Origin of the sequence: Anaerohalosphaera lusitana, assembly GCF_002007645.1 — a bacterium.
Taxonomy (GTDB): Bacteria; Planctomycetota; Phycisphaerae; order Sedimentisphaerales; family Anaerohalosphaeraceae; genus Anaerohalosphaera; species Anaerohalosphaera lusitana.
In genome coordinates, this window is the sequence record NZ_CP019791.1 from 3,017,699 (window position 1) to 3,035,760 (window position 18,062).

Consider the following 18,062-nt stretch of genomic DNA (forward strand, 5'->3'; position numbering starts at 1 on the left):
GAAGATTCGGCTGGGGAAGCTAGAATCTATTGCAATTCGGATGTTCTAATTCATGTTATTTTGATTTGTCAGGGTTCCGATATGTGGGAACAGATACGAGCGAACAAGAGAAATTCGATCATACTGCTGGGTACGATGGCGGTTGTTCTGATGGGACTGGGGTATGTTATCGGGATGCTGCTTGCTGGTCCAAAGGGAGGGTATTACGGGGTAGCGGCAGCGAGCGGGCTGTGGGTGGTGCTTACGATAGTGAGTTTTTCGTCGGGGGATCAGATACTGCTTTCGGCGAGCAAGGCCAAACCCGTGACGCCTGAGGTGCATCCGCAGTTGTGGAACGTGGTGGAGGAGATGACGATAGCCGCGTCGCTGCCTAAGATGCCGAAGGTTTATATTATTCCGGATCCGGCACCGAATGCGTTCGCTACGGGTCGCTCGCCGAAGTCGGCTAGTGTGGCGGTGACGGCTGGGCTGTTGGGGAAGCTGAACCGGGACGAGCTGCAGGGTGTGGTGGCGCACGAGGTGAGCCATATTCTGCACAGGGATATTCTGTTCGTGACGCTGGCGGGGATAATGCTGGGGACGATAGTGATCTTGTCGCAGTTGCTGCTGCGGTCGACGTTTTACGGGGCGTTTGCGGGAGGGAGACGGTATTCGTCACGATCGAACGGCAATGCACAGGGACAGCTTTTGATGATAGTGATAGCGATATTGGCGGCGATACTTGCGCCGGTGTTTGCGAATATACTTTATTTTGCGTTGTCGAGGCGGAGAGAGTATCTGGCGGATGCGGGTGCGGCGAGGCTTACGCGGTATCCGGCGGGGCTGGCGAGTGCGCTGGAGAAGATATCGAGCAATGCGCAGCCGGTGGAGGCGGTGAACAAGGTTACTGCTTCGATGTATATTTCGAATCCGCTAAGTGCTAAGAAGAGGGGTTCACTGTTCAGTACGCATCCGCCGATCGAGGAGCGGGTGAAGATACTGCGGACCATGTCGCGTGGCGCGTCGTTCAAGGACTATTCGGATGCGTACAGCCAGACGGTTGGGTCAGGTGACGGGATGCCGGCGTCGCTGAGGGAGGATAAGGAGCAGGTTGGACTGCGTGAGGCGAGTGAGGCTGTGGGAGCTGCTGCAGGGATGGGAGGCGCGGCGGGCGCTGCAACCGCAGCGGCGGCAAGGTCTGCAGAAGAGGAGCCTGCCAAGACTGCGAAAGAGCAGCACAGACAGATCGGAGACCTGATACGGATCGCGAACGGGTTTGCGATACTGACGTGCGGGTGCGGGCTGAAGATGAAGATACCGCCGAACTATAACCGGCAAGCGGTGAAGTGTCCGCGATGCGGACGGAAGTCGGCGTTGAAGAAATAGGCTGGTTATTAGAGCAGCGACATCAGACGAATGATCTTGTCCAAATGGCGGTCACGGGCCGACCTGCGATTTAATCACGCGGTTAGTTTAGTCCCGGCCATGAATTGTGGAGGTTGTCGCCCTGCCGATGATAATTCGTTCCTGGGTTTTTATCGCATTACCCATTGTTTGTTTTTGAAGGCCAGGCCTGCTTGTGATCTCAGGGATGGGTCGCCGCCTATGCTGTAGTTGAGTTCGAGGGTTTTCTGGAGGTGTATTTTGGCGGGTTCGCCCTGCTCGTTTAGTTTTGTGGGGTGCTGTACGACGGCTGTTTCGTTGCTGAATCCGCCGAAGAAGAGTTTTACGTTCTTTGCGTTGGGGTCGAAGTCCGGCCAGATGACCGCGATGTCTCTTGTGTTGTCTTCGCCGGCGAGGACCTTGTGGTCAACGATGTCGTCCATAGCTTCGAGGAAGGGGTATTTGCCCTGGTTCAGTCTTTTGATCTGAGCGAATACGCCTCGTCGGTATTTTCGGCCTGCGGGAATGACCTGGAAGGTGTCGGTCATGAGCTCAAAACGGGGGTAGAAAGGCACTTCGGAGCCGGTGTTGTTGGTGACGGTGAGGATCGTGTACCAATATCTCTGTTTTCCGACGTTTGGCAGGTCGACGACGATCTGCTTTGGCTGATCGAACTGGACGTCCAGAGTCCATTCGTCTAAATCCTGTACTACTGCGGGTTTAGGGTAGGCATTGCAAAGCCCGACGGGTATACTGACGCAAACTGCTATAAACAATACGCTTAAGAGTGTTTTTCTCATTTACACACCTTTAGAAACGGTTTCAATACAAAAGTACAATCCTTGCTATTATATGCTTTGGGTCATACTACGTAAAGTGTAATCTGTGGGCAAGATATTTTTACTTATCCTTGCCGAGAAGCCCTGATTAGGGTTTAATATGTGTTGTGTCTACATGCACAGGCTCACAATCCGGTTCGTCAATATCCCTTTAACTTTGAGAGCGGCAGTTTTGTATGGCTGAGAACGAACAGAAACAATTCGTCGAGCAGGTTCAGGGCATGCTGGAGTATGAACTCCAACAGGACCTTTCCACCCTGCTCGAGGAGCACCGCAGCAGTGAAATCGCCGAAGTGGTTGAATTATTCGACACTGAGAGGCGGCTGAAACTGCTCGATCTGCTCGATATCGAAACGGCGGCTGACGTGGTCGTCAAGGTCGATGAAGCGACTCGGCACGAGCTTTTCTGCCTGATGCCCGAGGATCGACTGATCGATATCATAGCTGAGCTGGACGCTGATGATGCTGCGGACGTGCTGGGTGAGCTTCCAGAGGACCGCAGGGCGCCGGTACTGTCGCATCTTTCGTTTGCAGATGCACGCAGGATCCGGGGGCTGATGCGGTATGCGGAGGACTCGGCGGGTGGTATCATGGACCCGGTGCTGGTGAGCGTTTATGAGGACGCTACCATCAAGGAGGCCATAAACAAGATCCAGGATTCAGAGATAGATGAGGATTTTTTCACGATCTTTGTGGTGGATCGGGCGGGAAAATACATCGGTGACGTCAGAATACGCACAATGCTGACTCGCTCGGAGACTATCAGGGTCAAGGACATCGTTGAGACCGACACGATACATGTGCATGTAGACGATGATCAGGAAGAAGTACGCAACATCTTCAAAAAGAACGAGCTGATCGTCGTACCGGTGCTGGATAAGAATGATCGGCTGGTCGGTCGTATTACAGCTGACCGAATCATCGAGGTGGCAGAGGAAGAGGCGGCGGAAGATATTTACGCGATGGCGGGTACGGATGCGGCTGAGCTGCAGAATTTTTCTGTGGTTCATGCGGCGGGTGTTCGGATGACGTGGCTGCTGCCGTGCCTGGCGGGGACGACGATAACGGCAATAATAGGTCTTGCTTTTCGGGGTGTTTTCAGCCAGACGCCGGAGATGCTTTTCATTTTCACGACTGCGTATGTTTTTGTCCCGATGATCGCGGCGATAAGCGGCAATGCGGGGCTGCAGACTTCGGCGATAGTTGTGGCGGGGCTGGCGACGGGAGACCTGGCTGCGCTGGAGTTGAGGCAGGTTTTCGCCCGTGAAGTTCGTGTTGCTGCGCTGGTTGCGCTTTCTTGCGGGGTCATCGGGTGTCTAACTGCTACGCTTCTACCGTACATGATGCCGCAACTGTTTCAGAATACCGGGCCGGGCTCGAAGGTCGCTGTTGGAGCAGATGGTGAGATAGAGCCGGACGCTGGCAGCGATGGCCGGATAGGTACGGATATGAGTGCACATCTTCGGATCGTAGGGGCGTTTTCGGTGGCGATGTTCGCTGCGATCATGGTTGCGACGACGCTGGGGTTGTTTTTGCCTTTCCTTTTCCGTAAAATAGGGGTGGACCCGGCGATCAGTTCAGGACCTTTAGTGACTACAGCAAACGACTCGATCAGCGCGACGATCTATCTGAGCCTGACTCTGCTGCTGGTACGACATCTGGTGTGAAGACTTGCATTCCTGTAATTGCATACTATTTCGTGACTTAGAAAAAGAAAATATATAGGTCGGCTATTTATTCGCGGGCTTTAAGAGACAATAAAGCGTCTTGACATACACGGCGGGGAAGCTATAATGACAGTCTTTAGCTGAACATCCCGGCAGTAAGAGACCACCCCGAAAAAGAATAGCCGAAAATTCAGTGTTTTTCGAATTGTTAGCTAGCAAAAAAGGAACAGATCATGGCCAAAGGTCAGCCAATAGAGCATAAGGAATTTACGGACAAAAAACCGGACATTGACAGGCTATTCAACTACATGATCAAGGAAGGGGCAAGTGACCTTCACCTCAAGGTAGGACTCAAGCCTCGCATGAGAGTTCACGGTTCGCTGGAGGATATTCCGGCGGCTGTTTTGAGTGAGAAGAAAATGGAGGCGCTGGTATTCGAGATACTGACGGAGAACCAGAAGCAGTTTTACCTTGAACACGGTGCTTTCGACTTTGCTCACCAGGTGGGTCCGATGGACCGATTCAGGGTCAATATCTTCAGGCAGCGGGGATATACGAGTCTGGTTGCAAGGCATATTACCGGCGATATCCCGCCTTTTGAGAAACTCAATCTGCCTCAGGTGGTTCAGGACCTGGCGGCTAAGTCGCATGACGGCATCGTACTGGTCACGGGGCCAACCGGTAGTGGTAAGAGTACAACTATCGCGTCGATGCTGGATTATATCAACAGACATCGCCCATGTCATATTGTAACGATCGAGGACCCGATCGAGTATCTGCACCAGGACCACCAGGCAACGGTGAACCAGCGTGAGATCGGTATTGACGTTGCGGACTTTGATCTTGCGTTGAAGTCTCTTATGCGTCAGGACCCGGACGTGGTGCTGGTCGGTGAGATGCGTGACCATGAAACGATCACGGCTGCGATGCGTGCGGCTGAAACGGGTCACCTTGTGTTTGGAACATTGCACGCGTCCAATGCAGCACAGACGGTTCAGCGTATCCTTGACCTTTTCCCGCAGGAAGAGCGTGAGCTGGCAAGGTCGACGTTCGGAAATACCATGCGTGCGATCATCAGCCAGCAGCTTCTCAAGGGCATCAAGCCTGATGCGAAACGAGTTCCTGCCGTTGAGATACTGATATCGAACCCGACGATGAAGAAGCTCATCGCTGAAGGCAGAGAAAATGACATTCCTTCGGCGATCAGAGGCGGCCGGGGTGAGGGTATGCAGGACTTTACGGACAGCCTGGAGAAGTTGGTTGCCGGCGAATGGGTTGAGCTTGAGGAAGCATTGAGATGCGCACCAAACGTCGAAGAGCTCAAGATGGCGCTTAAGGGCGTGAGAGCGTCTTCGGGCGGCATCATGTAAAAAGACACGTGTCAATTTTTAGGGCATAGTAAGTTTCGGAGCAATCTATGGATATTCTTTCTGCAGCACCTGTCGGTTACGGCGGCTATATCTCAATCTGGAAGCTGCTGGTATTTCTAGCCATGTTTTTCGCGTGGATGCCCCTGATAAACTGGGTACATACCGATTCACAGGCCGTGCGGACGAACACTTCCATGTGGACGTCTTCAATTACTTTCGTCGGTCTTGCAACACTGCTTTTGTGGCTGGTTGTGCCATTGTTTATTATCGGTTTTTTGCTTTTTCTTTTAGCGACTGGCGGGACCACTCTGGTTTACATCATGCACCGCAACTCGCTGGTGGCTGATTTTGAGAAGGTTTTATCGCCCCACCATTTGAAGGGGTTGTTCGTTGATGAGAAGAAGAAGCTTCTCAAGGCGAGCCGAGGAATGGAGCTGATAACTTCGAACGACAATACGGTTCCACTTCCGAAGCCAAAGTCGCCTGAGTCTTTCGGCCATGCTACGATATGCGAGGTGTTCGAAGACATAATCTGGCGAAGAGCTACGGAGGTAGCGTTTCAGCCGGGGCCTGAGGAATACAAACTGATCTATGTCATTGACGGTCAGCCTACGAAACAGCCTGAGCGTGACAAGGAAGAATGTGATTACATGATCCCATATCTCAAGGAGATATGCAATCTGGATGTCGAGGAGAAGAGGAAGCCTCAGACGGGCACGTTCAGCATAAAGAAGGACGGGGAAGAATATGAGTTCCAGGTGACGACCGCGGGCTCGACAGCGGGTGAACAGCTTCGCATAAAAAAGATCGAGCAGCATAACCTGATGAAGCTGGAAGAGCTGGGGCTGACAGAAGAACAGCTAGAGGAAGTAAAGACTATTCGGGATATCGATCACGGGCTGGTTATCACTTCGGGCCCTAAAAAGAGCGGTGTTACGACGACGTTCTACGCTTTGATGAAGAATCACGATCCGTTCCTCAACGACATCAATACGCTTGAAAAAGAGGTTGCGGTCGATCTGGACAATATCACACAGCACGAATACACGGAAGAGGATCGCAAGACGAAGAAATATTCGGAAAAGTTCCGCTCGATATACCGCATGGGTGCAAAGATCATCGGTATCGAGGACTGCGATGCGGAGTCGGCCAAGATCGTCATCGAAGCGGCTAAATCTGGGCGGATAATACATGCGACCGTTGAAGCTACGAGTACTGTGAACGCACTTGGACAGTTTCTGAAGATCGCTGATGACAAGAATGTTCTGCTTGATAACCTGGTAGCGATCATAAATCAGAGGCTTGTCAGGAAGCTGTGCATGGAATGCCGACAGGCGTATCAGCCGAACAAGGCGCTGCTTAAGAAATTCAATATGTCGAGCGATGATGCGAAGCTGCTTTACAGGCCAGGCGAGGTTGAATATGACAAGCACGGTAAGCCTATCGTGTGTGAGCACTGTCAGGGTTCTGGTTTTTACGGGAGAACGGGCATTTATGAGACGATCCTGCTGACTGATGAGATCACGGAACAGTGCAAGAAGGCAGAGTCGCTGCAGCAGATGTCGGCTATCTTCCGCAAGAGCGGCATGCTCTATCTTCAGGAGCAGTCGATAAAGAAAGTGACCGACGGAATTACGAGCATCAACGAGGTTATACGGGAATTTTCTTCAGCGTCCAACAAGAAAGCCAAAAAGGCTTAGTAAAACAGGGAGTAGACAGATATGTTCGCATATATAGCAATACCACTGATAACCATACTTTGTGTCGCACAGTTTTATCTGAAGAATTCGCTGTTGAAATCGGTGGCAACGCTGCTTTCTGCGTTGATAGCATTGATCACAGCGTTTGGGTTTTATGAGCCGCTTGCCGAGACACTGATATCGCGGGGTTACGGGGTTGAATGGGCGCAGCCCGGCTGTTTTATCCTTTTGTTCGCGATCACTTTTGCAGTGGCTCGTATTCTTTCGGACTTTATGATCGGTGCGAATATAGAGTTCGGCAGGGTTCCGAGAGTGGTGTCGGCGATAGTGTGCGGAGCGTTGGTGGGGATCATAGTTTCAGGTACTTTGATCGTCGCTCTTGCAATGACACCATTGCATCCGAAGATACCTTATGACCGGTTCGGCGAATCACTGAATGTTTCTCAGCCTAAAAGTACTTTGCTGAATGCCGATGTGGTGGTAACAAAACTTTTTAATGTGACGTCAGGCGGGTCGTTCAGCGCTAAGCGTAGTTTTGGCGTTTATCACGCGGACTTTGTCGATCAGCTTCACTTGAGCAGGCGAAAGACAGGCGAAGATGTGATGACGATCGCAGCAAGGGATGCGATAACGATCGAGAAGGACGGGGTCAAGCGGATCGACTCTGGCACGGGCCCGGCGAGAACGCATATACGAGTTGGAATCAAGGGCAGCAGCGTGAAGGACGGCGGCGCGAGACAGGAAAATCAATATGTCGCATTCACTCCGGCACAGATGAGACTTGTATGCGTTTCCAAGACCGATCCTTCTGATGCGAGCATTCTATATCCGAAGGCATATAAGCCGGCGAAGCAGAATTGGCCAGCGTCGAGGGATGAGAAGATCGATCTCGACGAAGTGATCAAATTCGCTCCCAACGATTTCAAGAGTCAGCAGAAGATCGCGTGGATCGATCTGGCGTATCAGGTTCCATCGAACTGCAGGCCGCTTGCGGTAGAATTCAAAAAGAACACAATTGAGAAGGTTCCCTCTGCAAGTGAGGGCGATGATGAGCCGATGCCGGCGGACACATCAGGAGAAGATGCGGCCGAGGAATGACATGAATAGTCACTTGATCTAACAGTTAATCATAAAGGGCAGTCGATGGGCCGCCCTTTTTCTATGCGCTATGGTGGAGTTGAGCAGGTTGCGGCAGTTATTATCCGGCTGTGCAGTGCAGTGCAATTCATGAGATGACGACAAATTGCAGCTTTGTTCAGATAGCCGAAAAAAAGTCGCTTGCATATCATCCATTGTGTGGTAGATTTATTTTGTTAACCAACAATACGGGGTTTATTGAGGGCATTAAAATGAGTTTCAAATCGTATGTGATATTGATGGGAGTGGTTTTGTTTGCAGGATCCGGAGCAGGTGAGACAATCCGTACTGTTGAGAGGGAGGACAGGGTTTTCCAGGCGGGACCCGGCGTGCTTATCTCTGATAAGGCTCAGGAGGGAGTTGATACGGATGTGTGGCCGATCCCGGCTGTTTATTACAGGGAGGGACGCTTTTCGATATTCGGGCCGAGGGCGAGGTATGTGCTGCATTACGAAGAGGACGATCTGCTGGTTGGGGCGACCGCTCAGATGAGGAACGAAGGGTACGAGGACGATGACAGCCGGGTGCTGCGGGGCATGGGGGAGAGACGCGCGACGCTGGAGGCGGGGCTTACGGTGCGGAAGTATTTCGGTTGGGGGCGGGTGACCGCTGAATGGACGTCGGATGTACTAAACGAACATAAGGGGCATGAGATCGAGTTGCTGGCGAATCGGTGGTTTAACAACGCTTTTGATGTCGAAGGGCTTCGAATGCTGCCGACGGTTGGAGTGAACTGGCGGAGCAAGCAGCTCAATGATCATTATTACGGTGTCGAAGCAGACGAGGCGAGAGGGTTTCGGCCTGCGTATGAGGTCGGCAGCACGGTGGGTCTGCTGACATCGCTGCGTGTGGATTATCCGCTGAACGATCAGTGGAACCTTTTCAGCTCTGTATCGGCGGAGTGGTTTGACGGGGAGATCACGGACAGCCCTATCGTGGGACAGCATTATAAGCTTACCGCGGTGCTGGGAGCGATGTATAAGTTTTAGATGATGGATGTCAACGCAATTTAAAGGGCGGATGCTTTGGGTGCACCCGCCCTTCTTTTTGGTCAGCGACTTATATCGCTTAATCGTCCAGAGTGATCTGGAAGACCGGTGCTATGGGATCGAGCTGTTTTTCGGGCAATTCGATGGTGAGCTTGCCGTTTGAGTAATCCCATGCTGGCCAGTTTGCGTCAGGGCTGCTGAGCAGGACGACGGATTCGGGCTTTTTGTACATGCCTTCTATCGTCACCTTGTCAACATCGGCGTCAAAGATCATTGCGAAAAGTTTGTCGTCTTTGGCCGAGAGCTGGATGCCCTTGCTGAAAGTCAGGTGGTCGTCCGGTTTTGAACAGCCGTAAATGGCCTGGCCGTTGCGGTCCATCCATTCGCCGACAGTTTTGAGGCGTGTTGCCTCTTCTTCACGGATGGAGCCGTCGGGCTTGGGGCCGATGTTGAGCAGGAAATTGCCGCTGTGCGATGCGCACTTTGCGAGCATCTCGACGATGGTCTTCGAGCTTTTCCAGTCGCCGGGAGCTTTGTGGTAGCCCCAGGTTTTCTTGGGGATGGTCATGCAGCTTTCCCAGTCGACCGATGCGAGCTTTTCGGTGTTCGGGAGGCGGCGTTCGTATTGTGCGTCGTAGTCTGCGAGGCTGTCGTAAGCACGCACGCGGTCGTTGATGATGACGTCGGGGTTGAGCTCGCGGCAGTGAGCCTCGATCTCTATGCCGTACTCTGGATTCTGCTTGTAGGCGGGATCCCAGCGACCGTCGAACCAGAGGATCTTTATTTCGCCGAATTCGGTCATGAGTTCGGTTAGCTGGTCCTTCATGTAGTCGAGGTAGCGGCGATACTGCTTGCGGTCCGCGTCGCTTTTGATGGCGTACTTGTAGTCGGGGTGGTTCCAGTCTATGATGCTGTAGTAGAAGCCCATGTCGATGCCTTCTGCGCGGACGGCGTCGGCGAGTTCCTTGAGGACGCCTTTGCCGTACGGGGTGCTTGCCATGTCGAATTCGGTGTACTTGCTGTCCCACAAGCAAAAGCCGTCGTGGTGTTTGGTTGTTATGACGACGTATTTTACGCCTGCCTGCTTGAAGAGTTTTGCCCAGCGTTTGGCATCAAACTTTTCGGGGTTGAATTCGTTGGCGAGTTTTGCGTATTCGTCGCCGGGGATGCGGGCGGATACCTGTATCCATTCGGCAGCGTAATCATAGGTTTTGCCGTCATATTCGCCGCCCAGCAGGGAGTAGATGCCCCAGTGGATAAACTGGCCGAAACGGTTGTCGCGCCATTTTTCGGCGGCGGAGTCGGTGCGGCGCACCCATGTTTCGTACTTGTCCTTTTCGACTTTTTGGGTGTCGCCTGCACTTTTATCTAGCTCGGCGTCACCGACCGGCGCAAGACCGTCCAGCTTAACCTCGTACATAGCGGTGAAGGCGGTTTTGTTGTTGCCGTGCCCCTTGATGCGGACGTACTTCGCCTTGACGGGGTCGAATTTGTACGTTTCGAAACCTTTTTCGCTGCGGCTCTTTGTGGAGAGAGCCTGCTTCCAGGTTTGGCCGTCTAAAGAAGTCTCGATCTCGAAGGGATAGACGCGTTCGCTGCTATTGTACCAGAGGATGGATATCTCGTCGACTTCTTTGGGCTCTTTGAGTTCGAAGCGGATCCAGGGGTTCCGTTCGTTTGTGCTCCAGTAGGTATTGGTCTTTCCATCGGCAGCGTTGCGGGCGATGTTGCCCTTGCTGGTTTCTGAGCTGCTTGCGATCACACCTTTGCCGAGGTCGGCTTTGGAGGGATCGACGTTCCATGTGCAGGTATCTGTGAAGGTTTTGCCGTCGCGAGTTGCGGTGACTTTTACGGTGTTCTTGCCGGACTCAAGTACGACGTCCTGCCAAGTGAAGACACAGTGGTCCGGGTTGACGGAGTCGAAGTCCTTGCCGTTGAGAGTCAGAGTGACGTCTTTGAGGTTGGAATAGACCACGATGTCCGCTGCGGGATTGGTGCGTTCTTTGAGGCGTTTGTCGCGGATGTAGAGGACTGGGTCGTCGGACCAGTTTGCCTTGTACATGTAGAAGGCGGCCTTTTTGGTTTTGCGGTCGTAGGTGACGAGGCCCTTGTGATTGAGGCCCTTGACGCCGCCTCGGTTCCAGCCGGGCACGCAGAAGTCGAACATGTTCCAAACGTAGCTGCTCCATACGATGGGGTGTTCTTCGATCTGAGCCCACTGGACCTCGTGGATCATGGCCTGGTACTGCTCGGAGAAGAACTGGCCAGAGATGGGGTTCGCTTTTGTCAGGTTTTCGGCCTGATGGTCGGGGTTTCCGCCTGCACCGTACTCGCTGACTGAGACGAGCGTGTCCGGTCGTACCTTGCGTGTGCCCTCGATCCAAGGGCCGAGGCCGTCAGGTGCACCATAGTACCAGCCGAAGTAGCGGTTGTTGCCCTGCAGATCGGCGTGGCAGTCCATGGGGCGTTTGAGGCTGCCGTAACCGCTGACGGAAACTGTGAAGCGGTCGGGGTCCTCGGTTTTGGCGATGTCGTGCATTTCCTTGGTGACCTGCACCGGGTAGGACATGGTGCTGGATCCGTAGACTTCGTTGTGCAGGCCCCAGACGAAGATGGAGGGGTGGTTGTAGTTCTGCCGCACGAGTTCGCGGATCTGCTGCTTTGCGTTTTCGCCTTCCTGTCCCTTCCAGGTGTTTACGAAGGGAACCTCCGCCCAGATGATGAAGCCGAGCTTATCGCAGTAGTCGTAGACGAATTCGGCCTGCTGATAGTGGGCCAGGCGGATGGAGGTCGCACCTATGTCGTAGATCATGTCGAAGTCGGTTTTGTGCTGTTCATTGGTAAGGGCGCTGCCGTGGTCCTTCCATTCCTGATGACGGCAGACGCCATAAAGGCGGTAAGGCTCGCCGTTGAGGATGAAGCCCTTTTGCTTGTCCATGCTGTAGTATCGCAGGCCGAGTGGTTCGGTTACTTCGTCGAGGACGTTTCCTTCGCTGGTGAGCTGGACGGTGAGGCTGTAGAGATATGGGTTCTTTCGGCCGTGCCAGAGGGTCGGGTTTTCGACGGTCAGCGATTGCTTGTAGCTGTTAACGACCATCGAGGGGAGGGTTAGGTCGCTGCTTTTGGTGGCAACGACTTTGTCTTGGGCGTCTTTGACGATGGTCCTCATTTGGACCTGCCGGGAGGCCATGTTGTCGTTTTTGAGCTTAGCTGTGACGGTGATGTCCGCCTTTTCTTCGGTAACACTGTTCTGGCGGATGTATATTCCGGGAGATGCGTAGTCGGTCGGTGTGATGTGAATGTCATCCGTGATGATGAGTGAGACGGGTCTGTAGATGCCGCCGAAGACCATGAAGAGGTTGTGGTTCACTGGGATGACGTCCGGGCGCGGTTCGTTGTTGGCTCTGACGAAAATTGTGTTCGTCTGGCCGAACTCGACGCCGGGGGTTATTTCGTAGCAGAAGGCGGAGTATGCGCCTTTGTGGCTGCCTGCTTTTTTGCCGTTGATGTAGACATCGGCGACCTGTCCTACGCCTTCGAAACGGATGAAGATGCGTTTGCCTTTAAGGTCGGCAGGGATATCGACTGTTTTGCGGTAGCAGGCTGTGCCGGTGTAGTATTCGCCGCCGGACTGGGCGTCTTTGGCGTTCCAGGTGTGAGGAACGGTGACGGTCTGCCAGGATTTGCCGTCAATTGTGTCCTTCGTTGAATCCTTGACGGAGACATCCGATTTGATGAACTGCCATTGTCCGGTCAATGGTTTGACCTGACGCGCATGCGTGAGGCCGAACGTCAGGGCCAGACATGCCGTTACAAGAAACTTCTTGAACGTTCTCATTGAAACTCCTTTTACATTAAGAATTACTCGCCATTACTCAGTCAGCCGACGAGGCCGCTGAGGTCCACTTCTAATGCTGCATTATTGTAATTTCGCTACTTGTTCGGTCATAGCAGTGATGTTCCGGCTGGGTGTTCCGCCCACCATTCCGCCGCCGCAGGATAGGATGATTTTAGTGCGGTCCTGGACATCGCTGAGGGCGGTGTCGACGGCGATCTTGACATCATCCGGCATTCCGATTGCCATGACGTCTCGGGGAGGTATGTTGCCGAGCAGGGTCACTTCGTTGTTGGTCCATTCCTTCATTTGCTGTATGGAATGCATGAAGCTGTAGTTGAACAGGTTTACGCCCATTTGAGCCAGATGCGGTGCGCAGCCGGAGCCATCTGCGTCGTTGTGAAAGAACTTTACCGAGGCATCGAAACAGTTGAACAGCTCGGTGAGGTAGGGCTGGGCGAATTCTTTGAAATCCGGTTCGCCGCAGAAGCCGACAATGTCGTCGAGCAGGAAGATGCCGTCTATGGTGTTGAACTGTTCTTTCTGCAGCAAAAGCCAGTCTTTTGTATAGTCGGTTACTATGCGAAGGAGCCTGTGGATGCGGTCGGTGTCGGTGCGCAGGCCCATGAGAAACTCGGTCGCGCCCATCAGGAAAGATGCGATGTTCAGGGGGCCGCGGGCGATTGCGAAACGGATAGCGTGGCCTTGGTTCTGGATATCGTCTTCGTACCTTTTGAGCTTTTTGAGTACGAACGGTGCGAGGCCGTCGGCAGTCGCTTTGGGTTTTTTGATACCATCGATCTGCTCGGGGCCGCTGATTATTCTGTCTGCGTAGGGCAGTTCGTGTTCGTACCAAGAGCATTTGGCACCGAAGGCGGAGGGTTCTGTGCACATGCCGAATTCAGCCCAGAAGCCGGGTAGCATGAGGACATCCGGAAACTCTTTAACCGCACGGAGGTTCGTTTCGAACCAGGCGGTGTCGCTGGTAAAGTATTCCAGTTTGTCAATTCCGTTCCACTCGGGCAGCCAGGGGCTGTCAATGATGAAACCAACGGGCATGGGCTCAATGAGCTCGCCGTTGATGGTACGAAGCAGCGTTTCCCACTGTTTTTGAGTCAAAATACCGATCCCTTCAAGAATACAAGCACGAAAACACCCATTCAGTCCAATTTTAATGGGTCAGGTTACGGGGGGTTAAATACCAGGAGAAAATATATCAAACCATGACTCATTTTTAAATAGAAAAACGCTTCTGAATGCAGCATTCTCTGTGATGGAAGAGTACAATGATACAGAAGTGAAAACACAGGTCATTGTGATGCGCATAATTCGTGTGAGATACTGTCATGATGTGGCTTTGTGCCTCGATCCCCCTGCCAGCAGGTGCTATTGCCAGCGGTGCCCCCGGTGAAACCTGCAATATAAACTTAATCAGGCTGAGAGGGCCATTTCGCTGAGATCGACTTCCATGAGGTGCTCAAGGTAAGTGTCCAACTCTTCGCGTGAGAATTGTGCGAGGAATTCCGGCTTTGCGCCTCTATTGAGTTCCATGATGAAGTCGATTATCTCTCTTTTGCTCATTTTTGTGCTCCATATGCAAACCAAACCAATACGTGATAATCTTCGTATCGGGCTTAATGAGCGGAAAACTTCAAAAAAGCGAGATTTCAAGGCATTCGGAATTTTCTAAGCGACATTTCCATATATAGACAAACGACGAGATTTTGCGCAATATCTTGTTGGTGTAATGAGTGGAAAAAGAAGATATTTTTACCACGTCCAATAAAAGGCGGGCTGGCGGGTTAGATAAGGCAGGGGAAATTTGTAATTTTTTGCAATTTTTTGTTCAGCCTACTGTCTTTTGGGCCGATATGCCCTGTTTTGCTTCGGTTCGGGGGTGTTTGTGTTGCTTCTTTGCTTGCAAGTGACATTTCAACTGTTTATAAGTAGCGATTAGAGTGAGTTTATTATTGGGATAGCGTGACAAGTTTACAGGAAAACATATTCAACAGCAGGCGGCGGCGGGACGAGAAGAAGTTCAAGCTGTGGAAGTATGCGGGGCTGATGCTCACGTACAAGTGTTCGGCGGCGTGTGCGTTCTGCTATTACAACTGCAGTCCGGATAAGGGCGGGCTGATGAAGACCGAGACGGCTGTGGGGGCCTGGGAGTCGCTTGAGCGGCTGGCGGGTGCGCGGGCGTCTGTGCACATTACGGGCGGTGAGCCTTTTTTGTATGCGGACCGGCTTGCAGAGGTGCTGAATGAGGCGAAGCGGATGGGGCTACGTCCCGCGGATTCGGTGGAGACTAATGCTTCGTGGGCGGTGAGCTCGTCTGTTATCGAGAGGAATGTGCGGCTGCTGAAGGATGCGGGGGTGGAAAGGCTCAAGATCAGTTGGGATCCGTTTCATGCTGAGTATATCAGTACGGACAAGATCAAGCGGCTGGCGAGTGCTGCGGAGGATATTCTGGGACGCGAACGGGTGCTGGTGAGGTGGGCGGATTATCTGGATGCCGAGCTGGATTTTGCAGGAATGACGGAAGAGGAGAAGCAGGCGGTATATAAGTCTGCGATGGGCGATTATCCTTGCAGGCTGACCGGCCGGGCCGCGGGGAGGCTTGGGCACCTGGCGGAGAGGAAACCGCTTGAGATCATACAGAAGCAGAACTGCCGGAGGACATGGATGGATGGTAAGGGCGTGCATATCGATCCTTACGGGAACATATTTTCGGGTTTGTGCAGCGGAATAATCGTTGGCAACGTGGAGGATAGGTCGCTGGAGGATATATGGCGGTCGCTGGATATCGAGAATGAGCAGATGGTGGCGCGACTGGTCGAGGCGGGACCGGCAGGCTTGCTAAATACAGCACTTGAAGCGGGTTATGAAGTGCGGGGTGAATATGCCGGTAAATGTCACCTTTGCACCGATATAAGGCAGTTTTTCTTTGACAACGGTAGATTTCAGGGGATAATTGGACCTTTGGAGTGTTATACGGATTAGCCCGGCGGGGGCGCAACTTCAGTTTAGGAAATCGTTGGTTTGTTCCAGGAGACAAGCTCTTGAGCGAAACTAATTTTGATACAATGTTCGGCAGAATGGCTGTCGATCAGGGCCTGGTCACGGAAGAGGACCTTAAGAAGATCATAAGCGAACTCAAGGCATATCGAGAAAAGAATCGTGCCGTTTCGCTGAGACAGTTGATGGTTAAGCGCGGACTGATGACTTCTGATCAGGCGAAGAGGCTCAAGACTTATATAAGTGAGAGTAAATCGGCGGCCGGACAGATACCTGGTTATAAGGTTATCGGCAAGCTCGGGGCGGGGGCGATGGCGGTTGTTTACAAGGCCAAGCAGCTCAGCCTGGACAGGATCGTAGCGATCAAGGTGCTGCCGAAGCGGTACAGCGAAAAGCCGAACTATATCAAGCGTTTCTATAAAGAGGGGAAGCTTGCGGCGAAGCTGAATCATAACAATATCGTGCAGGCGATCGACGTGGGTGAGGTTGGGGGGCTTTACTACTTCGTGATGGAGTATGTTGAGGGCAAGACGCTTTATGATGATCTGTCGAAGGGTAAGATATTCGATGAGGGTGAGGCGCTGGATATAATCACTCAGGTGGCTCGTGCGCTGGAACACGCGCATGCTCAGGGCATGATCCACAGGGACGTCAAGCCGAAGAACATCATGATCAATTCCGAGGGCGTGGTCAAGCTTGCGGATATGGGGCTTGCGCGTGAGACCTCGGATATCAAAGCGGCGGAGAATGAGAGGGGCAAAGCGTTTGGAACGCCCTACTACATCGCGCCGGAGCAGGTACGGGGGGAGCTGGACATTGACGGGCGAGCAGATATTTACGCGTTGGGGGCGACGCTGTATCATATGGTTACGGGTAAGGTGCCGTTCGAGGCGAAGACACCTTCTGAGGTGATGAAGAAGCATGTGACCGAACCGATCGTGCCGCCGGACCATCTGAACACTTCTCTTTCGGCGGGGATTTCGGAAGTCATCGAAGTGATGATGGCGAAGAAGAAGGAAGAGCGGTATACGAATGTTGCCGAGCTTCTTGTCGATCTGGACGCTGTTAAGGCGGGCCAGCCGCCGGTGCGGGCTCATGACAAATTCAATCTGTCTGACCTGAGCGAGCTGGAACAGGAAGGTGAGGCTGTCGAGCTCGAGGAAGGCGAGGAGCGGATGTATCCTGCGTCAACTGTGACAGGTTACAAGATCGCGGTGACCGTGCTTTCGCTGATAATTGCAATCCTTCTTGTCGTAATCTTATTTATGGCAAATAAATAGTTTTTTCAGGATTTTCAACCTAGACAGGGTAAGTGCGCCTCTTATTATTGTATATATGGAGGATTATGGCTTTTTGAATAGGTGTTGAAAGCTATTTCAAAAATGCTGATAATACGAGGAGAAAGCAGGTACGGCCGTCAAACAGCCAAGGGGGGCGGCTTTTATGGGGGACTCACTGGATGCATCAACTTTTTTCTGCTGTAGGTTTTTCTCTCGGGCAACTGATCTATTAGGAGGATTCATTATGCCTGGCAAGAGTGGAACAAGAGGCCGGATACTGCGGCTGGCAAGCACTTTGTACAGCACACACGGGTGTGATGCGACCACGCTGGACGACATACTGACGGCGGGCGGAATCACAAAGGGAGCGTTCTATCATCATTTCAAGAGTAAGGAGCAACTGTGCGAAAAGATCATAGATCAGCTTACCAATGATTATGAGGAGCTGATGGGATCTGTATCTCGAAATGCCGATCCGATCGACCGGCTGCGGCTGATCGTGTATAAGCTGGACGAGCTGCATACCTCCGGAAAATGGGTGAACTGCCGACTAATTTTCCGACTTTACACTGGTACACACAAGTCTAATCCACAGATACAGTATAAGCTGTCGCAGTTCTGGCAGTGGTATACTAACGAGTTTCGTGAGCTTCTGGTGGAGTGCAGGCAGGCGGGTCAGTTGACCGAAGAGATCAGCCTGGAGACCCAGCTCGAACTGATCCTGGCGACGATGGCGGGGGCGGTGACGCTGGATCAGGTGGAGCCGACGCCGCACGGATTTGCTCATCTGGTCGATACTGTTTTGTCAGCTATGTCTGTTGAGCCGGTTGTGATGTAAAAAAAGCGTGGATGCGATGATGCACCCACG

General features: G+C 52.6%; 13 protein-coding genes. 9 read left to right on the forward strand and 4 right to left on the reverse strand.

Annotated elements, in window-relative coordinates:
• The first annotated feature begins 81 nt into the window (after positions 1 to 81).
• Positions 82 to 1,365, forward strand: a complete 1,284-nt coding sequence (locus STSP2_RS12135; RefSeq protein WP_146663029.1) for a M48 family metallopeptidase — start codon at positions 82 to 84, stop codon at positions 1,363 to 1,365.
• A gap of 149 nt (positions 1,366 to 1,514) precedes the next feature.
• Here the strand turns inward: STSP2_RS12135 and STSP2_RS12140 are convergent, their stop codons facing one another.
• A complete protein-coding gene (locus STSP2_RS12140; protein ID WP_146663030.1) occupies positions 1,515 to 2,162 on the reverse strand; it encodes a hypothetical protein in 648 nt (215 codons plus the stop codon).
• A 215-nt stretch (positions 2,163 to 2,377) separates the two neighbouring features.
• Between STSP2_RS12140 and STSP2_RS12145 the strand changes: the two genes are divergently transcribed.
• From STSP2_RS12145 to STSP2_RS12165, 5 genes are all read left to right on the forward strand, one after another.
• Positions 2,378 to 3,868: a magnesium transporter gene (locus STSP2_RS12145; RefSeq protein ID WP_146663031.1), complete on the forward strand. Its 1,491-nt coding sequence runs from the start codon at positions 2,378 to 2,380 to the stop codon at positions 3,866 to 3,868.
• Positions 3,869 to 4,101: 233 nt separating this feature from the next.
• On the forward strand, positions 4,102 to 5,238 hold the full coding sequence (locus tag STSP2_RS12150; protein WP_146663032.1) for a type IV pilus twitching motility protein PilT: 1,137 nt from the start codon (positions 4,102 to 4,104) through the stop codon (positions 5,236 to 5,238).
• A 47-nt stretch (positions 5,239 to 5,285) separates the two neighbouring features.
• The gene (locus tag STSP2_RS12155; protein ID WP_146663033.1) at positions 5,286 to 6,938 is read left to right on the forward strand and encodes a GspE/PulE family protein; all 1,653 of its coding nucleotides are present in this window, start codon (positions 5,286 to 5,288) and stop codon (positions 6,936 to 6,938) included.
• A 21-nt stretch (positions 6,939 to 6,959) separates the two neighbouring features.
• Positions 6,960 to 8,036: a CvpA family protein gene (locus STSP2_RS12160; RefSeq protein ID WP_146663034.1), complete on the forward strand. Its 1,077-nt coding sequence runs from the start codon at positions 6,960 to 6,962 to the stop codon at positions 8,034 to 8,036.
• Between the two features lie 251 nt (positions 8,037 to 8,287).
• On the forward strand, positions 8,288 to 9,064 hold the full coding sequence (locus STSP2_RS12165) for a MipA/OmpV family protein (RefSeq protein ID WP_169853185.1): 777 nt from the start codon (positions 8,288 to 8,290) through the stop codon (positions 9,062 to 9,064).
• A 79-nt stretch (positions 9,065 to 9,143) separates the two neighbouring features.
• On the opposite strand, the gene STSP2_RS12170 is transcribed toward STSP2_RS12165, so the two are convergent.
• The 3 genes from STSP2_RS12170 to STSP2_RS17345 form a co-directional block, all read right to left on the reverse strand.
• The gene (locus tag STSP2_RS12170; protein ID WP_146663036.1) at positions 9,144 to 12,902 is read right to left on the reverse strand and encodes an alpha-L-fucosidase; all 3,759 of its coding nucleotides are present in this window, start codon (positions 12,900 to 12,902) and stop codon (positions 9,144 to 9,146) included.
• A gap of 81 nt (positions 12,903 to 12,983) precedes the next feature.
• Complete coding sequence (locus STSP2_RS12175; protein ID WP_146663037.1) at positions 12,984 to 14,018, reverse strand: uroporphyrinogen decarboxylase family protein; 1,035 nt, start codon at positions 14,016 to 14,018, stop codon at positions 12,984 to 12,986.
• 312 nt (positions 14,019 to 14,330) lie between these two features.
• Complete coding sequence (locus STSP2_RS17345; protein WP_169853186.1) at positions 14,331 to 14,480, reverse strand: hypothetical protein; 150 nt, start codon at positions 14,478 to 14,480, stop codon at positions 14,331 to 14,333.
• A gap of 399 nt (positions 14,481 to 14,879) precedes the next feature.
• On the opposite strand from STSP2_RS17345, the gene STSP2_RS12180 reads away from it, so the two are divergent.
• From STSP2_RS12180 to STSP2_RS12190, 3 genes are all read left to right on the forward strand, one after another.
• Entirely contained in the window at positions 14,880 to 15,899 is a 1,020-nt protein-coding gene (locus STSP2_RS12180; RefSeq protein WP_146663038.1) for a radical SAM/SPASM domain-containing protein, read from the forward strand.
• A 59-nt stretch (positions 15,900 to 15,958) separates the two neighbouring features.
• Positions 15,959 to 17,194: a serine/threonine protein kinase gene (locus tag STSP2_RS12185; protein WP_146663039.1), complete on the forward strand. Its 1,236-nt coding sequence runs from the start codon at positions 15,959 to 15,961 to the stop codon at positions 17,192 to 17,194.
• Between the two features lie 244 nt (positions 17,195 to 17,438).
• Positions 17,439 to 18,032: a TetR/AcrR family transcriptional regulator gene (locus tag STSP2_RS12190; protein WP_169853187.1), complete on the forward strand. Its 594-nt coding sequence runs from the start codon at positions 17,439 to 17,441 to the stop codon at positions 18,030 to 18,032.
• Positions 18,033 to 18,062: the final 30 nt, after the last annotated feature.